This is a genomic window from Geodermatophilus sp. URMC 60 (assembly GCF_053502585.1).
The window spans coordinates 4,325,823-4,344,327 of the sequence record NZ_CP199958.1; the positions used below are offsets into that span (position 1 = coordinate 4,325,823).

The window sequence follows — 18,505 nt, forward strand, 5'->3', positions numbered from 1 at the left end:
CGACCGGGTTCGCCGGACTGCTCCGCCCATCGCCGAGCTCGCCCGCTCGCTCATCCGAACGGCCCCGCCATGCCCGGGCTCTCCACCGTGTCGTCGGGCACGGGCACGAACATGAGCACCTGGTCGCCCTCGGCCAGGCCCTCGCGGACCTCGATCTGGTCGCCGTCGGTGAGTCCGAGCACCACCGCGCGCTGCTCCTGGGCGCCGTCGGCCCCGACCACCCACACGTTGCCCTGCTGCACCGAGCCCTGGACCGCGGTCACCGGGACGACCAGCACGTCCTCCGCCACCCCGGCGTCCACGACCACGGTGGCGGCCATGCCCGCGAAGACCGTCGTCCCGGCGGGGACCCGGCAGCGGGCGGTCGTGCCGCCCTGCCCGGTCCCGGCAGACGCCGGGTCGGCGACGACCGCGGCCTGGTCGCCGCCGGCGTCGTCCGTCGCGGCCGGGGCGCCGAGCGCGAGGTCGGTGCAGGTGAACGGGGCGGGGCCGCCCTGCGCCTCGACCTGCGCGGTGGAGGGCGGGGCGAGCAGCCGGAACTGGTCGTCCTGGGTCAGCGTCGCGGTCACCGACAGCGAGCCCGGTGAGATGCCGGCGACCCGGTCGCCGACCGCGACGACCTGGTCGGCCAGCACGTCGACGGCGGTGACGGTGCCGGCCGTGGGCGCGGGGACGGTGGCCGTCCGGACGATCGGGGCGCGGGGCGTGCTGGTGGGGCCGCCCTCGGCGGCGGTGCCCGCGACCGGCTCCCGCTCCTCCTCCCAGCGGACCTCGAGCACCGCGTCGCCGGCCTGGACGACGTCGCCGGCCTCGACCAGCACCCGGCGGACGGCGCCGGCCTTGGTGGCCCTGACCGGGACGGTGGCGTCGGCGACCACGGTGCCCTGCACGGTCACGGTGTTGGCGACCGTGCCGCGGGCGACCGGGACCACCGGGGAGGTGAGGTCGACCGGCGGCGCCCCGCCCGACACCGGCGCGGCCTCCCCGCTGCCGCCGCGGAAGGCGAGGACCACGAGGGCGAGGGCGATGACGGTCCACACCAGCAGACGGAGGGCCGGGAAGACGACGGTGCGGACCGTGTTCATGGCGCTCCTCGGGGCGGGATGGCGCCCTCCGGCACCGGTGAGTGCGCACGGTAATGACACCGGGGCGCTCCGGATGCGGAGTGACGCGCGGCACGCCGGGATCGCGTGGTTGGCGGCCGCCCGGGCGGGCATGACCCCCGGACCGCCACAGAACGACCCCGATCTCCCCTGGAGGCCCCTGCATGTCCGCTGCCGTCGAGTTCGCCGTCTGGGCGCCGATCCCGGAGCGGGTCCGGCTGCAGGTCGAGGGGTCGGTGCACGACATGCGCCGGGAGGAGGGCGGCTGGTGGCGCGCCGAGGTCGAGGCCGGCCCCGAGGCCGACTACGGCTTCCTGCTCGGCGACGGGGACGGCGGGGAGGGGGGCGGGAAGGTCTACCCCGACCCGCGCTCGCGTCGTCAGCCCGAGGGCGTGCACGGGCTGTCCCGCCGCTACGACCCGGCCTCGTACGAGTGGGGTGACCGGGCGTGGACCGGCCGCCCGCTGGCCGGCGGCGTGGTCTACGAGATGCACGTCGGCACCTTCACCCCCGAGGGCACCCTCGACGCCGCCGTCGGGAAGCTGGACCACCTGGTCGACCTCGGCGTCGACTTCGTCGAGCTGCTCCCGGTGAACGGCTTCGACGGCACGCACAACTGGGGCTACGACGGCGTCCTCTGGTACACGGTGCAGGAGAGCTACGGCGGGCCCGCGGCCTACCAGCGCTTCGTCGACTCCTGCCACCAGCGTGGCCTCGGTGTCATCCAGGACGTCGTCTACAACCACCTGGGCCCGTCGGGGAACTACCTGCCGCTGTTCATGCCGATCTTCAGCGAGGGCGGCGCGAACACCTGGGGCAGCTCGGTCAACCTCTCCGGCCCCGACTCCGACGAGGTGCGCCGCTACATCATCGACAACGCGCTCATGTGGCTGGGCGACATGCACGTCGACGGGCTGCGGCTGGACGCCGTGCACGCGCTGGTCGACGAGCGGGCCACCCACGTGCTCGAGGAGATGGCGCGGGAGGTCGACAGGCTGTCGGTCGCCGAGGGCCGGCCGCTCACGCTGATCGCCGAGAGCGACCTCAACGACCCGCGCATGGTCACCCCGCGGGTGGCCAACGGCACGGGGATCCACGCGCAGTGGAGCGACGACTTCCACCACGCGCTGCACTCCTCCCTGACCGGGGAGAGCCAGGGCTACTACGGCGACTTCGCCGCGGCGGGGCTCGCCGGGCTGGCCAAGACGCTGACCGGCGCGTTCTTCCACGACGGCGCGTGGTCGAGCTTCCGCCGCCGGCACCACGGCCGGCCGGTCGACACCGCGCTGCTGCCCGGCTGGAAGTTCCTGGGCTACCTGCAGGACCACGACCAGATCGGCAACCGGGCGGTGGGCGACCGCATCTCGGCGTCCCTCTCCCCCGGCCTGCTCGCCGTCGGCGCGACGCTCGTGCTGACCAGCCCCTTCACCCCGATGCTCTTCATGGGCGAGGAGTGGGGCGCCTCGACTCCGTGGCAGTTCTTCACCAGCCACACCGACCCGGAGATCGGCCGGGCCACCGCCGAGGGACGCAAGGGCGAGTTCGCCGAGCACGGGTGGGACGCCGACGAGGTGCCCGACCCGCAGGACCCGGAGACCTTCACCCGCTCGAAGCTGGACTGGGACGAGCCCGGGCGCGAGCCGCACCGGATGCTGCTCGCCGTCCACCGGGCGCTCCTGGCGCTGCGCCGGGCCCATCCGGACCTGGTCGACCCCGACCTGACGCACGTCGCCGTCACCTGGGACGACGCCGACCGATGGCTCGTCGTGCACCGCGGCACGCTGCGGGTGGTGGCCAACCTCGCCGACCAGCCCCGGGAGGTCGACCTGGACGGCCCCGCGGTCGACGTCCTCTTCGCCACCGGCGAGCTCCCCGCCCTGGACGGCCCGACGGTGACCCTGCCCCCCGAGAGCGCCGCCGTGATCAGCACTCGCTGACGTGCGGCGGCTGCTGCCCGACCCCTCCCCCGACCTGGACGACGGCGCCCTGGTCGAGGCCTACCGGCTGCCGGCCGGCCGGTCGCTGCGGGTGGACTTCGTCACCTCCCTCGACGGCTCGGTGACCGTGCAGGGCCGCAGCGGCGGCCTCGGCTCGCCCGGCGACAGGCGGGTGTTCCGGACGCTGCGGGCGCTGGCCGACGTGGTGCTGGTGGGGCACGGGACGGCGGCCGCGGAGGGCTACCGCCCGGTGGACGCCGACCCGCACGTCACCGGGCTGCGGACGGCACTCGGCCGGCCCGCGTCGGCGCCCGTCGCGGTCGTCTCGCGGCGGGCGTCGCTGGCGCCCGGGGACCGGCTCGCCGTCCCCTCGACGCTGCTGGTCACCTGCGCGGCAGCCGACGCCGAGCGACGCACGGCCCTCGCTGCGGCCGGGGTGACGGTGCTCGTCTGCGGGGACGACGACGTCGACCTGCCCGCGGCGCTGGACGCGCTCGCCGACCGCGGCCTCGAGCAGGTGCTGTGCGAAGGCGGGCCGGCCCTGCTGTCGGCGGCGCTGACGGCAGGGGTGGTCGACGAGCTGGACCTCTCGGTGGCGCCGGCGCTGGTCGGTGGGCCGGACCGGCTGGTCGCCGGCGCGCTGGCAGCCGTCGTCCGCCCGCGGCTGGTGCAGGTGCTCGAGGAGGACGGCGTGCTGTTCACCCGGTACGCGGTCGACCGCTAGCGCGCCGGGCGACCGCCGCTGCCCAGGCGACGTAGCCGAGGTTGACGGCGACCCGCGCCGTGACGCCGCTCGGCCGGTCGAACGGCCGCTGCACGGTGCGCCGGTGGCGGAGCGGGTCGAGGTGCGCGGGCAGATAGGTCGTGATGAGCGCGGCGGTCGCCGACGCACCGGTCCGACGGGTCGCCGGCAGCGCGACGAGGACGCCGGCGGCGATGTCGGCCACCCCGCTGACCGCGACCAGCGCCGAGCGCGCCGGCAGCCACGACGGCACCAGGCCCCTGTAGTAGCCGGGCGAGGTGAAGTGGGTGACCCCGCTGCCCACCATGAGCGCGGCCAGCGCCCACGCCGCCGCGTCGTCCGTCCTCGAGCGGGGCACGGTCAACCGACGAGCCGCACGCTGTCGCCGTACGCCATGAGCCGCCCGTCCGCGGTGAGCAGCACGGCCCCTTCGGCGACGGCCTGCGCGACGAGGAGCCGGTCGAACGGGTCGGTGTGGACGTCGGGCAGGTGCTCGACCGCGGCGGCGTGGTCGGCGGTGACGGGTAGGTGGTCGAGGGCCAACTCGGTCGTGACACGACGCGTCCACGTCCGGACGTCGGACCCGATGGAGAGCTTGCCGAGGCGTTGCTTGACCGCCAGCTCCCACACGCACACCGTGGAGAGCAGCCGCTGGTCGGCGTCGAGGATGAGCTGCCTGCCCGCGCCCAGCCGGGCGGACCGGTGGGTGGCCCACACGAGGACGTGCGTGTCGAGGAGGACCTTCACTCCCCGCCCTCGAACGCCCGCTGCAGGTCCTCGGGCAGCTCGTCGAAGTCGTCGGCGATCCAGACGTTGCTGCGGGCGAAGTCGAAGTTGGGCGTTCGCCGGGCCGGCCCGACCAGTCGCGCCACCACCCGGCCGCGGTTGGTGATCTCGACCTCCTCGCCTGCGGCGACTCTCCCCAGCAGCCGCGAGAGGTGTGTCTTGGCCTCGTGCACACCGACCGAGGTGGTCATGTCACCTAGTCTACTGGCGCCCCGGTTCACGTACGCGGTCTGCCCGGCCGGTGCACGCCTCGAGGAGCACGGTGGGCTGTCGACCGGAACAGCACCGGCCGCTGCCGCGGGACCTCCGACTCCTGCGCCGGTGCCGAGCCGCCCCTAGCGTCCGCCTCCCCGACCGTGCGGAGGAAGAGCCATGGGCAAGGCAGTGGTCAGCCTGAGGACCGGACTCGAGGACGCGGAGACGGTCACCGTCGCGATGCTCATGGCCGTGGGAGCAGCCGAGTCCGGCCGTCCAACCGCCATGTTCCTGGCCAAGGAGGCCGTGCGGCTGGCCCTGGACGGGGTGGCCGTCGGGACCGCGTGCGAGGGCTGCCCCCCGCTGACCAGCCTGTTCGAACGCTACGCCGCGGCCGGTGGGCGGCTGTTCGTCTGCCCGATCTGTTTCAACGCCAAGCAGCTGGATGCCGCCGGACTGGTCAAGGGAGCCGAGCTCGCGGGCACGGTTCCCCTGTGGGAGTGGATCGGCGACGAGGGCGCCACCACCTTCAGCTACTGAGCGTGCCGCACGCCGCCCTCCGGCGGCGGTGACTGCTTGACTGACCGGCATGGACCTGCCCCTGCTGCCGCCGGTGAAGCCGATGCTGGCCAAGGCCGTCACCAAGGTGCCCACCGCCGAGGGCATGTTCTACGAGCCGAAGTGGGACGGCTTCCGGTGCATCGTCTTCCGGGACGGCGACGAGGTGGAGCTGGGCAGCCGCAACGAGCGCCCGATGACCCGCTACTTCCCCGAGGTGGTCGAGGCGGTCAAGGCGGCGCTGCCCGAACGCTGCGTGGTCGACGGCGAGATCGTCGTCCCCAACGGCGACCGGCTGCACTTCGAGGCGCTCCTGCAGCGCATCCACCCCGCCGATTCCCGCGTCCGGCTGCTCGCGGAGCAGACGCCGGCGTCCTTCGTGGCCTTCGACCTGCTCGCGTTCGGCGACGAGCCGCTGCTGGAGGTGCCGTTCGCGCAGCGGCAGGCACGGCTGCGCGAGGTCGTCACCGGCACCGACTCGGTCCACGTCACGGCGATCACCCAGGACGCCGTGACCGCCAAGCGCTGGTTCGAGCAGTTCGAGGGCGCCGGGCTGGACGGCATCGTGGCCAAGCCCGCCGACCTGCCCTACGGCCCCGACCAGCGGCTGATGACCAAGGTCAAGCACGTGCGCACGGCCGACTGCGTGGTCGCCGGGTTCCGCTGGCACAAGAGCGGCCCGATCGTCGGGTCGCTGCTGCTGGGCCTGTACGACGACTCCGGTGACCTGCAGCACATCGGCGTCGCGGCGTCCTTCCCGATGGCCCGCCGGGCCGAGCTGGTCGAGGAGCTGGCGCCCTACCGGGCCGAGGCGCTCGACGGGCACCCGTGGCAGGACTGGGCGAACGCGGAGGTCGTGAGCGGGGCGAACGGCGAGGAGCACCGGATGCCCGGCGCGCAGAGCCGCTGGAACGCCGGCAAGGACCTCTCCTGGGTGCCGCTGCGCCCGGAGCTGGTGGTGGAGGTCAAGTACGACCAGCTGGAGGGACGGCGGCTGCGGCACACCGGCCAGTTCCTGCGCTGGCGGCCCGACCGCGAGGCGCGCAGCTGCACCTACGACCAGCTGGAGGTGCCGGTGCGCTACGACCTGGCGGAGGTCTTCGCCGGCTGAGAGCGGACCCCCTGCCCCCACCGCTCGCAGGCCCGCGGCGGGACCTTGCAGGGGGCCGAACAACACCGTGTCCCGGCCGCGTGACGCTCAGTTGCACGGTCCGCCACCCGGTCGGGGCACTGCCTGCGCCGTCCAGGTCGGCCTCATACCCTCGTGACCCATGCGCCTGTCCCGCGGCCTGGTCGCCGCTGCCTCCGGCCTGCTCGTGGCGGTCTCCGGTTGCACCTCCTCCTCGGACGACACCGCGGCGGAGGCGTCGGCCCCGGCGTCCTCCGCGCCGGCCGGACCGGTGGCCGCGGAGATCGCCTGGAGCGACTGCGACGCCGAGATCTCCGGGCTGCTGGCCGGCACCCCCGGCAGCGAACGGGACCTGGCCTTCGAGTGCGGCCGCACCGAGGTGCCGATCAGCTACGACGAGCCGCAGGGCGAGACGCTGCCGCTCACCCTGGTCCGCGCCCGCTGGGCCCAGCAGACCGACCGCATCGGCTCCCTGGTCGTCAACCCCGGCGGCCCGGGCGGGTCCGGCGCCGAGGCCGCGATCGGCCAGTCGCTCACCCTCCCCGAGGACGTGCTGCGCCGCTTCGACGTGGTCGGCTTCGACCCCCGCGGCGTCGGGCTGTCGACGCCGGTCGAGTGCATCCCGCCGGACCTCAAGGACCGCATCGTGGCGGCCGAGCCGCGGCCGACCACGCCGGAGCAGATCGACGAGGCCTTCGCGCTGCAGCAGGAGGTCGCCGACGGCTGCGCCGAGCAGTACCCCGACTCGCTGGGCACCTTCAACACCGTCGACACCGCGCGGGACATGGACCTGCTGCGGGAGTCGCTCGGCGACGCGCAGCTGACCTATCTCGGCTACTCGTACGGCACCACCCTGGGCTCGACCTACGCCGAGCTGTTCCCCGACCGGGTGCGGGCGCTGGTGCTCGACGCCGCCGTCGACCCCGACGACGACCCGCGCGCCCGGGCGGAGCAGCAGGCCGCCTCGCTGGAGGCGAGCTTCGACGCCTTCGCGGCCAACTGCCTCGGCCTGGTCGCCGGCTGCCCCCTCGGCCCGGAGCCGCGGCGCTTCCTCGACGAACTGCTCGCGCAGGCCGCGACTGCCCCCATCCCCAGCGCGCTGGCCGGCGAGACCCGCCAGGCGACGCCGGGCGTGGTCATGACCGCCGTCCTGCACTCGATGTACGACACCGGCCGCTGGCCGCAGCTGATCCAGGGCCTGGCCGCCGCCCGCAACGGCGACGCGCAGCAGCTGTTCTCCCTCGCCGACGACTACGCCCAACGGCTGCCGGACGGCAGCTACACCAACCTGTTCGACGCGCTCCAGGCGATCAACTGCGCCGACACCGACCCGGCGACGGCGCTGCCCGAGGAGCAGATCCGCACCCTGGCCACCGAGTGGGGCCAGCGCTTCCCGCTGTTCGGCGCCGCCTCGGCCGTGGGGCTGCACAGCTGCACGGTGTGGGAGGCCGAGCGGACCCCGGTCCCCGAGCGGGACGCCGAGGGCGCGGCGCCGATCCTGGTGATCGGCAACTCCGGCGACCCGGTGACCCCGCTGCCCGGTGCGGTGGACATGGCCGAGGACCTCACCTCCGGCGTCCTGCTCACGTGGCAGGGGCAGGGGCACACCGCCTACCCGAAGACCGACTGCGTGACGGGGGCGGTCAACGCCTACCTGATCGACCTGGTGGTGCCGCAGGACGGGCTGACCTGCCCCGCCTGAGTGGTGCGGCACGCCGGGGCGCCCACGCCCCGGGTCCGCTCGCCTAGGGTGCGCCGGGTGATCACTCGCACGCGGTCGGGCCGCTGATGGCGTCGTCGAAGGACGCCGTCCTGCTGCAGGTCGACGGGCACGAGGTGCGCGTCTCCAACCCGGAGAAGCCGTACTTCGCCGAGCGCGGCATCCGCAAGATCGACGTGGTCGAGTACTTCGTCGCGGTCGGCGGCGGGATCCTGCACGCGCTGCGCGACCGCCCGACGACGCTCGAGCGCTGGCCCGGCGGGGTGTTCGAGGGCGCGCGGCTGTCCACGCGCGTGGACAACACCGGCGACGCCTTCTACCAGAAGCGGGTGCCCAAGAACGCGCCCGACTGGGTGCCGACGGCGCACATCACCTTCCCCAGCGGGCGGACGGCGGACGAGATCGCACCGGACTCGGTGGCCGTCGTCGCCTGGTGCGCGAACCTCGGCACGCTGACGTTCCACCCGTGGCCGGTGTCGAAGTCCGACGTCGAGTCGCCGGACCAGATCCGCATCGACCTGGACCCGCAGCCGGGCACCGACTTCTCCGACGCCGTCCGGGTGGCGCCGCACGTGCGGGAGCTCCTGGCGGAGTTCGGCATGCAGGGCTGGCCGAAGACCTCCGGCGGGCGCGGAGTGCACGTCTACGTGCCCATCCAGCCGCGCTGGACCTTCCCCGAGGTGCGCCGCGCGGTCATCGCCTTCGGCCGCGAGCTGGAGCGGCGGATCCCCGAGCGCGTGACGATGTCGTGGTGGAAGGAGGAGCGCGGCGAGAAGATCTTCATCGACTACAACCAGATGGCCCGGGACCGCACGATCGCCTCGGCGTACTCCATCCGGCCCAAGCCGCACGCGCCGGTCTCGGCCCCGGTCGACTGGGACGAACTGCTCGACGTCCACCCGACCGACTTCGACGTGCTGACCATGCCGGCGCGCTTCCGCGAGGTCGGGGACAAGCACGCCGCGCTGTCCGACCACGCGTTCGGCATCGAGCCGCTGCTCGAGCTGGCCGAGCGGCAGGCCACGGACCAGGGCCTCGGCGACCTGCCCTATCCCCCGGACTACCCGAAGATGCCGGGCGAGCCGATGCGGGTGCAGCCGAGCCGTGCCAGGCGTCCGACCAGCGCGGACGGATGACCCGGCGCTCGACGCCAGGGAGGCACAGCGCTCACTCGGCAGACGACCCACGTCCTGCAGGGGATCGGGCGTAGTCCTCCGGTCGCCCCTCACGGCGGCTGAGGCCGCTCCCGGAGCACCGCGGACGATCGGGCTCCACAGCCAGAGCGTCCACTACTCCAGCCGCTGGCTGACCGACCGCGGCCGTGAGCCCATGCTCGACGAACCCACCTGGCACGCGATGGCCGCCTGACTGGCCGAGACGCGTGCGAGCCCTCCACTGCGGGCACCAGGCTTCCCGGCTTACGGTTCTGCAGCTGGCTGGTCATTGGAGGAGAACTGGAGGTCGCCCCCACCGACGACATCAAGATCCACGCACCACCGGAGGACCGGTGCCGATCCCCACCGACGCCGAGATCGCCGCCCCGCTGAAGACTCGCATGGTGGATGCGCTCAGGCCGGGGGCTTCGACCACGGCGTGTTCTTCAGCCATCGCGATGAGGTGGTGCTGCAGCAGCTGCTCGACACAGGTGCGCGGGTATCGGAGCTCTGCGGACTGGAGCTGACCGACGTGGACCTCGACCGGAAGCTGACCTACGTCACAGCCAAGGGCTCCCGGGCCCGCGTGGCGCCGTTCGGCGCGAGGAGCGCCCAGGCGGTTGACCGATACCGCGGGTCCGCGCGCTGCATACCCGCTTCCGTTCGTCTCAGCTGCTGCTCGGCCAGCACGGCCCGATGAGCCCCGACGGTGCACGCGATGTGGTCAACATCCGCGCCGTGCAGGCCGGCTTCGCCGACGTCCACCTGCACCGCTTCCGGCACACATTCGCCCACCATTGACTCGCCGACGGTGGGCAGGAGCGGGACCCGATGTGCTGGCCGCTCGCGCTCGGACGACATGCTCCCGGTACGCAGCATGCACGGCGCTCGAGCAGGCCCACGACGCACGCCGGCGTCCGGGACTGGGTGACGAGCGTGCACCGGTAAGGGCGGCGAGCATCCCTCGAAGCGACAGGCCCACCGGCCCCCAAAGCCAGGAGCGCGGATTGTGCGAACGTGAGGCTCGTGCTGCTCGGGTCCTCATACCGGCACGGCGACCTCTGGACTCTCGGCTTCCTGCTGAGGACGGGGCCGCGGCGCATCTCGCGGGCAAGGGGGGGCACGAGGCCGCCGTCAGTTGGGCAGCAGACCCCGCCGCAGCTCCTCGGGGCTGACGTTGATCTGGAAGTGCATCGCGTCCTTGACCGACCTCCAGCGACCGCCCCAGGTGATCACCTGCAGCCCGTCGACCGTCGAGATGGCCTCGACGGCGTCGATCTGCGCCGGGGTGAAGGACGTGTCAGCCCGCTCGGCCCTCACCTCGGCGCATCGCCTCTCCTGGGTCGGCGCTCTTGACCACCGCACCTCGGGCTGGCGTGGCGTCTTGCGGTAGGGGTTGCACTCCGGGTCGATGTCGGTCGCGATGCCGTAGGAGTGCAGCGACCACCCCTTCCCGCCGGTGACCCGCCGCACGCAGAAGTTCTCCGCGCGGCTCGCGCGGTAACCGTTCGCCGTCAGTGCGTGCTCCAGTGCCTGCCACGCCGCGACGGTCACCGGGTTCACCTGTGTCGGACGACGCAGCCCGAACATCCGGATCGACATCACGGGCTCCGCCTTCCCGCCGAGGTGCTCCGCCCAGGCCCGGCGCAACCACGCGTCGTCACGGGGGGCGGCGAGCGGGCCCGCCGGCGCACCACCCGGCGGTGGAGTGCGCAGCGCAGGACGCACGATCCCGTCCCGGATCCGCAACCACTCTTGCGCGAGGGACGTCTCGTGTCGCGCGATCCGGGTGCCGCGCCGCTCCGGGTGCCGCTCGAAGAAGATCATGTCGGTGAGCGTGTTCACGTCGCCCGTCCCCAGTGCCACAGCCGCCTGGATCGCCTGGGGCCAGCGTCGCTGCCTCAAGGCAGTCTGCAGCTGTCGGGACGGTGCGGGCGCGGGGCCCACGTGCTCGCGCTCGTACTCCGCCGCCGCCCACGCCGTATCCGCCCCGGCGGGGTCGAGCGCCCACTCCGGGCGCAGCCCGGGTCCGCGACCGGCAGCGGTCAGCCCCCTGCGGTGGGCGGCACCGTGGTCCCCGCCGGGCAGGCGCTGGGGGCGTCGTCCGCCGTAGGTGAACCGGGCGGCGACGCGTCGGTACGTCGTCCGGCCGTCGGGCTGCCGGACCACACGGACGACGTCGTAGTGCGGACGCGGTCCACCGATGTGGTCGACGACCCACCCGGGGCCGAGCGAGCGCGCTCGGCGCAGTGCCAGGGCACGCGCGCGGCCGGCCGTGGAGCACCAGTACTCGCGGCGCCCCGGAGCTGCGCTGAGCCGGACGCCGGCGGAGTCGAGGACGGCGGGCCCCGGCCCGGTCGCGGATGGTGCGCTCATGGCCTCTTCCTCGGGTGGTCGTCGTGGTGAGGAGCGGACAGGGCTAGTCGACGATCAGGTCGCGCCGCCGGCCGGCCGGGCGCGGCCCCGACAGGGGCGCCCGGCGGACGCCTGCCGACCGGAGCACCACCGGCGCCTCGGCTCGATCGGCGGCGACGCCGATGGCCTGGGCGCTGGTCAGCCACTCCTCCGCGTGTTCGGCGATCGGCAGGAGCAGCGCCTCGAACTCGGTCCGGCCGGTCTGGAGGACGTGGGGCTGGGCGAGCCAGCGGAGGATCTCCCGGCCGGTGACCGCCATGCGCTGCCGCGGGGAGGTCATCAGCGGCTCCTGGAAGTAGCGTGTCAGGACCTCCTCGATGACGTCCCAGGCGTTGTCGGCGCCGAAGACGCGCTTCACGTCGTCGGCGTTGAGGATGCGGAAGGCCTCCTCGAGCAGCTGCATGACCTCGACGCGCAGCACGTTGATGTTGCCGTACGAGACGAACTTCAGGTTGTTGCGCAGGTCCAGGCCGGCTCGGCGGACGATCGCGATGCTGCCGAACGTGGGGTCGTTGGCGCGGTCACGGAGCACGTCGGAGATGCGCTTGTCCCGCCAGTACTGGGCGACCTGCCGGTTGAAGAGGGTGAACAGGGGGTGGAACTCCCGGTTCGGACGCACCTGCCCCGTCAGCGCCCGGGCCCCGTAGCCGAACGCCCGGCGGTAGGCGGCCGCACGCTCGCGACGGGTGCCGCGGAGCACCTCCCGACGGTCGAACTGGTACAGCCCGTACGCGCCGGGCCCCGACGACAACCGGACAGCGCCGTTGCGGAACAGCTCCCGCAGCTTCTGCACCACACGGAAGACCCCGACCCGTTCGTGCTGGTAGATGTAGTAGAGGTCACCGATCGCGACGATGCGCTCGGACGTGACCGTTTCGTCGTAGCCCTCGACGCCCTGGGGGATGCGCGTCTGGCCGAGCTGCCGCGCCGCCTCGGGACCGATCCCCACGAGCTGGGACAGACCGTTGTCCGGCGGGGGTGGAGCGGCGCTGTCGGCCTCGGCCGCCTGCCGCACGTAGTCGTCGATCTGCCCCACCAGGGCGTCGGCCAGCCGCGGCGTCTCCAGCAGGTCGACCCCCAGCTGATCGATCGCCTCCTGCCGCAGTTGCGCGAACCGGTCGAGGAGGGCCTGGTACTGCGCCTCGGTCGCCATCAGTACTCCTCCGCCCCGCCCGATTTGTCTCGCGGATCGAACTTCATCACCCAATGACGTCGATCATCGACAGCAGCTGTGAAGTTCACATTGGTCTCAGTGGGATACCAAGGAATTGGACCCTTGCGGGAGTACACCTTGAACTCCACCTGCTTCACGCGCGGCGGGAATCTGTATGGCGGAGTGCGATACAGACCATCCATCCCTCTGATCAGCGGGATTGTCCCTTCCCACTCGTCGACGCTCCACTGCAGATGCAAGTCGTCGGACGGTGGTCCGGCTGTGGCCCGAGCCACCTCGAACAGGTGCTCCTCGAGAGGCTGGATGGCGGCGTCGACGGCGAGCGACCCGAACACCGGTCCGCCGTTGGGCCGCTCATGCTCGATGACCCCTTCGACGAGGCGCCTCAACCGCCGCGCTGTCGAGTGGAGGGCTCCGGTGATCGCGAGCCGGCCGCCGTTCCTGGCGAGACGCACCCCCTCCTCGGCGGAGAAGTCCTCGATCCAGTCGAGGAGGTCCTCGAGGAACATCTGCTCGTCGTCGGAGGTCCTCACCGGCCGTGTGCGCCGCTGGTCCGCGTCGATGAGGACGGACTCGAAGGCAGTACGCAGCTCCCTGACCGAACCGGTCACCACGGCCAGCTGCCGCTCCAGGACGACCAGTTGCACGCCGAGGAATGTCGTGCCTGCCGTCGCGCCGAAGGCATTCTTGTCGCGGTCCCAGCTCGCGCGCAGGGAGACGAGGTCGTCGCTGATGATCCGGAAGTCGGTGAGCTGCTGTTCCTCGCCCGGGTCGTTGACGCGTTCGGCCGGGTCTCGGCTCACCAGCCCCAGCACGTCGCGCAGGCGCCCCAGCTGGCCACCCACGGCATCGGGGTCGGTCTGGGGGACGGACCCGAGCAGGATGCTCCAAAGTTCGTCGACCCGGGCGACCCTCGGTCCACCGAGGCGGCCCAGCTCGGTGACCACCTCGCGGAACTCCGAGGAGATGACGTGCTTGGCAGCGGCCGCGATGTCCAGGTCCCCGGTCTGGGTCAGTGGCTCCAGCCTCTCGAGCAGGGGTGCGACGCGGTTGAACGCCTCGGCGGCGCGCACGTGGAGGCTGGCCTGCGCGCCCACGACCCCACCCTCGAGCTCGCCGTGGAAGGTGACGGTGTTCGGCCGGTGCCGATAGAGCACGCGGCCGTCCTCCTCGTACCGCTCGAAGGCCTGCTCCAGCGCGGAGAGGACCCCGTCGATCCGTCCGGGGCGGCGCCGCCAGCCGAGCACGTTGCCGATCGCCTGCTCGACGGACTCCTTGAGGTCCCCGGGCCGGCGCTGCTCGCGCTCGCGCACCGGGGTCTCGGCCGTCGTCCGTACCGGGTAGGCCAGGAACTGACGCAGTGCCTGGGCCAGCTCCTCGTGGCCCGACCCGTTCCCGGATGACTCGGTCATGCCGTCCTCCCCGGCGTGTGTACGTAGACCGGCCCGATCGAGGCGCGGTCGGCGAGCTCCTGCCAGCACAGGGACTGCTCCTCCTGCACCGCGGAGATCCGCGGACGGCAGCGGCCGATGCCCTCACGGACGACCTCGACCCACGCTGCCCAGTCGTGCCCGTGGTGGCGGAGGACGACCACCGGGTCGAGTGCCTCGTAGGAGTTGACGTCGCCGCAGAACCGGTCGGCCAGCGTGGTGAGTGCGGCCTGCATGGCGACCAGGTGTCGCTGGGCGTCCACCAGGTCGAGTCGCTCGCCGGCCTCCGCGGCGTGGACCGCAACGCGGCAGGCCTCCTCGGCGCGGCCGACGAGGTCGTCGACGGCACCTCCCAGTCGGTCGATCACCGCCCGCTCGGCGGGCGCGTCCTCCCGCACCGTGAGGCCGAGCGTCTCCAGCTCAGCCCGGAGCCGTTGGCACGTCGTCACCAGCCCGGAAAGCGCGGTGGCCAGGGTCATCACGGATCACCGCCGCGCGAGATCGCGGTAGAAGTGGCGGCTGACCACGTCCGGCGAGGCCAGCCGGCGGTCGAAGGCCAGACGGGCCGCCCCGATCAGGAACCGCTCGGGGAGGATGCCGGGGTCGATGCCCCGGGCCAGGCGCCCCGCAGCCTCCTCGATCATCTGTTGCTCCTTGGGTGAGAAGCGGACCACCTGCGCCAGTGACCGGTGGCCGAGCGTGTCGTAGGGCTGGAAGCACATCGTGTCGACGACCAGGCGGACGGCGTCGTCGGCCGACTCCAGCAGCGCATCCGGGTAGGGAGCCGCCGGCCTGCCGTACGTGCGCCGCCAGGCACGCCGGAAGCTCTCGGCCTCGTCCGCGAACCCCATCCGGGACAGCAGCTCGGCGCTGACGAACACCCTCAGCCACGGTGTGGGGTGGACGCCCGCCGGGTCGTAGGTCCACACGCTGACCGGTGCGCGGGCCAGGATGTCCATGAGCGAGGCGACGACGGCGGGCCCACCCAGCAACAACCCGCACAAGTCGGCGAAGGTTTCCCGGTTCCACCGGCGCCACACCCGCGCGACCCCCGGTGGGTGCCCGGCCTCCACCAGCCGGCGTTCGAGCGTCTCGGGGACGACGCGGGCGAGGCCGAGCTCGTTCTGCAGGTTGTGGCTGACCTCGTGGAGGACTGCGCCCAGGGTCCAGGGGTTGACCAGCCGGTGGTACGGCAACTGGATCTGCGGGAACGGGTTGCGCTGGAAACCCAGCCGTCGCAACCGGATGTCCCGCCGGAAGGTGGACGGCGTGGACCCTGCCTCCATGCAGCTCATCGGTGCCGGTTGGGGCACCGACTTCGCGGTGCCGAGGCCGAGGAAGGCGTCCTGGTAACAGTCCAGGGCGATCCGGTCACAGCCCAGGAGCCACTCGGCGAACCTCCCCTGCCGCTGACCGAAGAAGCCCAGGTAGAAGTCCCAGACGCGCTCCACCGCGCGCACGTGCTGGTGGGCCACCTCGCCGGCCGTGACGAGCTGACGCAGCCGGCCCGTGGTGGGGTCGGCCTGCGCGTCCGCGGCGATCCGGGCGACCCTCCGGTTCAGCGCCAGCAGCGGCTCGCGCAACGTGGTGATGAGCGCGTTGACAGCCTCCACGTGCCCCTGGGTCGGCGCGGCGTGGCCGGTGCCGAACTCCTCCCGCGTGAAGGGACGCAGCGCCCGCGCGTGACGGTCGAGGTTGCGTGTCTGCGCGCTGGTCCACCGCGCGAGGACGGCGGCCGACCGCGGCAGCGACGGCCGGGGCTCCAGCCCCTGCCCGACCTGCCGAGCCGGTGCGGCTGCCGCGACCATCGCGCACGCTCCCTACCTCGATCCGACCGTCCGCCTACTGGAAACGCCGACGTGCGTCCGCCGTCCAGGCCCGGTCCGCCGCCCGGGCCCGCTGGATCACGAAGCGGCGCCGATCGGGGTCGCGCAGTGCGCGGGCGGCGTGGTGGGCGAACCGGCGGCCGACGAGGTCCAGGGAGACCGGGGCGCCTCGCGCGTACCGACCGGCCACGTCGGCGGCGGTACGACGGACGACGTCGGGTACCGCCTGGACGTACGACCTCGTGGTGGGGTCCTTCCACAGCTGTCGGCCGACCTCCACGGCGCTCCTGGCCAGGTCGGGAACCCAGCTGGTCACCGCCGGGGCCAGCCGGGCGGCGACGGCGGGCAGGGCGCCCAGGAACGCCTCGGCCTCCGCCTCGGACCCCGTTCGGGCCGCCAGGGCTCCCAGGTGCTCCATGAGCCCGACCTCGGCGGCCGGAGACGGCGCCCCGAGGTGTCCGCCGTTGGCGCGCCGGCCGTCGACCGGCAGGATCCCCTCGCTGATGACCGACATCGCTGGGCCCTCCCTGACCGGCGTCACGCGCCGTGGCGTGACGCCGTCTGCTGCAGGTACTGGCGGACACCCCGCTGGTTGCGCAGGGCAGCGGTCCGTGCCACCGCCGGCTTCATCAGGGCACGCTTGGCCTGCGCCTGGACGACACGGTCGACGGTGCTCTCCGACACCGGCGCTCCGGCCTCGACCCGCTGGGCGAGGGTCTTCACGACCGGCGCGGTGATCCCCGACAGCTCGACGGTCGTGGCCGCACGGGTGCCCTTCCGACGCCGGGCGATGTCGGTGAGGACCGCGTTGACCTGCACCAGCCGGGGGATGAGGTCGGGGATCGCGCTCTGCAGCAGGGCCTGCTCGCGCGGGGTCATCATCATCACCGTCGCGGCGCCCATCAGCGCCTCCGCCTGGTGGTCCGACGGTGTCCGCGCCGCCGCCGCGGCCATCGTCTGGGCCATCGCCTCGTTGCGGCCCATGGGCGCGGCGGGTGACTTCACCGAGGCCGCGAGCTCGTACGCGAGCTCGTACTCGGACTCACCCTCGCGCCGGCGGCGACGACGCCTCTTGCCGGATCCCCCGAACAACCCACCGAACATGCGCCCGATCGCGGGCACGGCTGACTGTGCCACCGAGCGGGCGGCGTCCACGGCCATGGGGATGGCCGCCTGCGCGAGTGGGGCGGCCAAGGCGCCGAGCGGAAGGAACTGCTCGTCCTCGAACTCGCCCTGGCCGAGCGCGCCGCCCGCAGGCACCCCGCCGAGGACCTCGTACTCGTCCTCGTCCTCGTACTCGTACTCGTACTCGTCCTCGAACTCCCCCTGGCCGAGGGTGCTCTCCGGCAGGAGCTCACCGAGGAACTCGTCCTCGAACTCGTCCTCGGGCTCGCCCACGAGTTCCGGGTCGAGCGTCTCGAACCCGACCTCGCCGTCCTGCGAAACGCTCATGAGGCCCTCCCCATCGTGCGATTCCCTGGCATTCGGGAACACTAGGGAAAAGGCAGGCTCATCCGGGATCACACGTTCTGGGTCACGCGCCCAGGCGTCACGTGGACACGTGACGTCGTCCTTCTTCGCCGAGGAGACGGGCGACCATGGCGGCGCGCGAGTTGACCTCCAACTTGGTGAACACCCGGCGGAGATGGGTGCCCACCGTCCATTCGCTGATGTCGAGGACGGACGCGATCATGCGATTCGTGCAGCCCTGCGCCACCATGCGCACGATCTCCCGCTCCCGCGGGCTCAGTGACACCCCGGAGGGGTCCGGCGGTCTCTCCACGGTCACGACCTGACACCGCACGCCGTCGACCTCGAACTCCAGCAGCACGGCTCCCCCGTCATCCGACCGAATGCACATGAGGGAACGGACCAACCGCCGGAGTTCGACCACCAGTCCGCTCCGGAGGTCCTTTTCACCGGGGCCCTCGGCTAGCCCTTGCGACGCCACTCCCAGAGGGCGGGACGGGCGATCCGGCCGGAGTCGGGGCGCGGGGCCGCCATTTCCCCCAGCGGTTGCTCGCACCCCGGCCACCCCATTTCTGGACACGGTCGGACGGACTTGTCGACCGTAACCGTCACGTGGTCCGGCCTCGTGTCACACGTCCTGAGGACTCAGGCCGACCTGTGCAGGGCAGGGCCATCCCGTGGTGCCGACACGACGCGCGAGGCGGAGGCAGAGCGACACCCGGCCGCGGCGGGCGGACGAGCCGACGTGCTCGTACGGCACTCGCGGACGTCCGCCCACACGGCCGGACAGCCACCCCCCCGGGAAGCATCGAGGTGCAGCGTCACCGCTGCGTCAACGGATCGTCACGGCGCCGTCGTGGGTCTCA

At 72.9% G+C, this 18,505-nt stretch carries 19 protein-coding genes; 7 read left to right on the forward strand and 12 right to left on the reverse strand.

The genetic code is table 11. From position 1 onward, the window contains the following. Positions 1-50: 50 nt before the first annotated feature. Positions 51-1,085, reverse strand: a complete 1,035-nt coding sequence (locus tag ACWIX3_RS20365; protein ID WP_448609173.1) for an efflux RND transporter periplasmic adaptor subunit — start codon at positions 1,083-1,085, stop codon at positions 51-53. A gap of 182 nt (positions 1,086-1,267) precedes the next feature. On the opposite strand from ACWIX3_RS20365, the gene treZ reads away from it, so the two are divergent. Beyond that, positions 1,268-3,040, forward strand: a complete 1,773-nt coding sequence (treZ, locus tag ACWIX3_RS20370; RefSeq protein ID WP_448609174.1) for a malto-oligosyltrehalose trehalohydrolase — start codon at positions 1,268-1,270, stop codon at positions 3,038-3,040. A gap of 1 nt (position 3,041) precedes the next feature. Continuing rightward, on the forward strand, positions 3,042-3,764 hold the full coding sequence (locus tag ACWIX3_RS20375; protein ID WP_448609175.1) for a dihydrofolate reductase family protein: 723 nt from the start codon (positions 3,042-3,044) through the stop codon (positions 3,762-3,764). Here ACWIX3_RS20375 and ACWIX3_RS20380 read toward each other — a convergent pair. Genes ACWIX3_RS20380 through ACWIX3_RS20390 form a run of 3 tightly spaced genes read right to left on the reverse strand, consistent with a single transcriptional unit; the run spans position 3,739 to position 4,759 of the window. Continuing rightward, positions 3,739-4,140, reverse strand: a complete 402-nt coding sequence (locus tag ACWIX3_RS20380) for a DoxX family protein (RefSeq protein WP_448609176.1) — start codon at positions 4,138-4,140, stop codon at positions 3,739-3,741. The genes ACWIX3_RS20375 and ACWIX3_RS20380 overlap by 26 nt on opposite strands. A gap of 2 nt (positions 4,141-4,142) precedes the next feature. Beyond that, a complete protein-coding gene (locus tag ACWIX3_RS20385) occupies positions 4,143-4,529 on the reverse strand; it encodes a type II toxin-antitoxin system VapC family toxin (protein WP_448609177.1) in 387 nt (128 codons plus the stop codon). Further along, complete coding sequence (locus ACWIX3_RS20390) at positions 4,526-4,759, reverse strand: type II toxin-antitoxin system Phd/YefM family antitoxin (RefSeq protein WP_448609178.1); 234 nt, start codon at positions 4,757-4,759, stop codon at positions 4,526-4,528. Before ACWIX3_RS20390 ends, ACWIX3_RS20385 begins: the two co-directional genes overlap by 4 nt. A gap of 181 nt (positions 4,760-4,940) precedes the next feature. On the opposite strand from ACWIX3_RS20390, the gene ACWIX3_RS20395 reads away from it, so the two are divergent. From ACWIX3_RS20395 to ACWIX3_RS20415, 5 genes are all read left to right on the forward strand, one after another. Continuing rightward, the gene (locus ACWIX3_RS20395) at positions 4,941-5,303 is read left to right on the forward strand and encodes a peroxiredoxin (RefSeq protein ID WP_448609179.1); all 363 of its coding nucleotides are present in this window, start codon (positions 4,941-4,943) and stop codon (positions 5,301-5,303) included. A gap of 49 nt (positions 5,304-5,352) precedes the next feature. Then, complete coding sequence (locus ACWIX3_RS20400) at positions 5,353-6,432, forward strand: ATP-dependent DNA ligase (protein ID WP_448609180.1); 1,080 nt, start codon at positions 5,353-5,355, stop codon at positions 6,430-6,432. Positions 6,433-6,592: 160 nt separating this feature from the next. Next, complete coding sequence (locus ACWIX3_RS20405; RefSeq protein WP_448609181.1) at positions 6,593-8,152, forward strand: alpha/beta hydrolase; 1,560 nt, start codon at positions 6,593-6,595, stop codon at positions 8,150-8,152. 86 nt (positions 8,153-8,238) lie between these two features. Continuing rightward, positions 8,239-9,306, forward strand: coding sequence for a DNA polymerase domain-containing protein (locus ACWIX3_RS20410; RefSeq protein ID WP_448609182.1), 1,068 nt, complete (start codon positions 8,239-8,241; stop codon positions 9,304-9,306). 481 nt (positions 9,307-9,787) lie between these two features. Then, positions 9,788-10,024: a tyrosine-type recombinase/integrase gene (locus ACWIX3_RS20415; RefSeq protein WP_448612489.1), complete on the forward strand. Its 237-nt coding sequence runs from the start codon at positions 9,788-9,790 to the stop codon at positions 10,022-10,024. A 434-nt stretch (positions 10,025-10,458) separates the two neighbouring features. Here ACWIX3_RS20415 and ACWIX3_RS20420 read toward each other — a convergent pair whose 3' ends face one another. The 8 genes from ACWIX3_RS20420 to ACWIX3_RS20455 all read right to left on the reverse strand — a co-directional run bounded on the left by ACWIX3_RS20420 (position 10,459) and on the right by ACWIX3_RS20455 (position 18,000). Continuing rightward, positions 10,459-11,700, reverse strand: a complete 1,242-nt coding sequence (locus ACWIX3_RS20420) for a M15 family metallopeptidase (RefSeq protein ID WP_448609183.1) — start codon at positions 11,698-11,700, stop codon at positions 10,459-10,461. Between the two features lie 43 nt (positions 11,701-11,743). Then, entirely contained in the window at positions 11,744-12,892 is a 1,149-nt protein-coding gene (locus tag ACWIX3_RS20425) for a hypothetical protein (protein ID WP_448609184.1), read from the reverse strand. Next, the gene (locus ACWIX3_RS20430; RefSeq protein ID WP_448609185.1) at positions 12,892-14,325 is read right to left on the reverse strand and encodes a hypothetical protein; all 1,434 of its coding nucleotides are present in this window, start codon (positions 14,323-14,325) and stop codon (positions 12,892-12,894) included. Before ACWIX3_RS20430 ends, ACWIX3_RS20425 begins: the two co-directional genes overlap by 1 nt. Beyond that, entirely contained in the window at positions 14,322-14,822 is a 501-nt protein-coding gene (locus ACWIX3_RS20435; RefSeq protein WP_448609186.1) for a hypothetical protein, read from the reverse strand. The genes ACWIX3_RS20430 and ACWIX3_RS20435 overlap by 4 nt, the downstream gene beginning before the upstream one ends. 6 nt (positions 14,823-14,828) lie before the next feature. Continuing rightward, a complete protein-coding gene (locus tag ACWIX3_RS20440) occupies positions 14,829-16,151 on the reverse strand; it encodes a hypothetical protein (RefSeq protein WP_448609187.1) in 1,323 nt (440 codons plus the stop codon). 34 nt (positions 16,152-16,185) lie between these two features. Beyond that, entirely contained in the window at positions 16,186-16,683 is a 498-nt protein-coding gene (locus ACWIX3_RS20445; RefSeq protein ID WP_448609188.1) for a hypothetical protein, read from the reverse strand. A gap of 23 nt (positions 16,684-16,706) precedes the next feature. Next, positions 16,707-17,621: a hypothetical protein gene (locus tag ACWIX3_RS20450; RefSeq protein ID WP_448609189.1), complete on the reverse strand. Its 915-nt coding sequence runs from the start codon at positions 17,619-17,621 to the stop codon at positions 16,707-16,709. A 97-nt stretch (positions 17,622-17,718) separates the two neighbouring features. Continuing rightward, the gene (locus ACWIX3_RS20455) at positions 17,719-18,000 is read right to left on the reverse strand and encodes a helix-turn-helix domain-containing protein (protein ID WP_448609190.1); all 282 of its coding nucleotides are present in this window, start codon (positions 17,998-18,000) and stop codon (positions 17,719-17,721) included. Between the last annotated feature and the right edge of the window lie 505 nt (positions 18,001-18,505).

Excerpts from the sequence above, each read along its gene's own strand:
- ACWIX3_RS20425 (WP_448609184.1), bottom strand. The coding sequence starts at position 12,892 with ATGGCGACCGAGGCGCAGTACCAGGCCCTCCTCGACCGGTTCGCGCAA.
- ACWIX3_RS20435 (WP_448609186.1), bottom strand. The coding sequence starts at position 14,822 with ATGACCCTGGCCACCGCGCTTTCCGGGCTGGTGACGACGTGCCAACGG.
- treZ (WP_448609174.1), top strand. The coding sequence starts at position 1,268 with ATGTCCGCTGCCGTCGAGTTCGCCGTCTGGGCGCCGATCCCGGAGCGG.
- ACWIX3_RS20430 (WP_448609185.1), bottom strand. The coding sequence starts at position 14,325 with ATGACCGAGTCATCCGGGAACGGGTCGGGCCACGAGGAGCTGGCCCAG.
- ACWIX3_RS20420 (WP_448609183.1), bottom strand. The coding sequence starts at position 11,700 with ATGAGCGCACCATCCGCGACCGGGCCGGGGCCCGCCGTCCTCGACTCC.
- ACWIX3_RS20410 (WP_448609182.1), top strand. The coding sequence starts at position 8,239 with ATGGCGTCGTCGAAGGACGCCGTCCTGCTGCAGGTCGACGGGCACGAG.
- ACWIX3_RS20395 (WP_448609179.1), top strand. The coding sequence starts at position 4,941 with ATGGGCAAGGCAGTGGTCAGCCTGAGGACCGGACTCGAGGACGCGGAG.
- ACWIX3_RS20450 (WP_448609189.1), bottom strand. The coding sequence starts at position 17,621 with ATGAGCGTTTCGCAGGACGGCGAGGTCGGGTTCGAGACGCTCGACCCG.
- ACWIX3_RS20365 (WP_448609173.1), bottom strand. The coding sequence starts at position 1,085 with ATGAACACGGTCCGCACCGTCGTCTTCCCGGCCCTCCGTCTGCTGGTG.
- ACWIX3_RS20445 (WP_448609188.1), bottom strand. The coding sequence starts at position 16,683 with ATGTCGGTCATCAGCGAGGGGATCCTGCCGGTCGACGGCCGGCGCGCC.
- ACWIX3_RS20400 (WP_448609180.1), top strand. The coding sequence starts at position 5,353 with ATGGACCTGCCCCTGCTGCCGCCGGTGAAGCCGATGCTGGCCAAGGCC.
- ACWIX3_RS20390 (WP_448609178.1), bottom strand. The coding sequence starts at position 4,759 with ATGACCACCTCGGTCGGTGTGCACGAGGCCAAGACACACCTCTCGCGG.
- ACWIX3_RS20440 (WP_448609187.1), bottom strand. The coding sequence starts at position 16,151 with ATGGTCGCGGCAGCCGCACCGGCTCGGCAGGTCGGGCAGGGGCTGGAG.
- ACWIX3_RS20405 (WP_448609181.1), top strand. The coding sequence starts at position 6,593 with ATGCGCCTGTCCCGCGGCCTGGTCGCCGCTGCCTCCGGCCTGCTCGTG.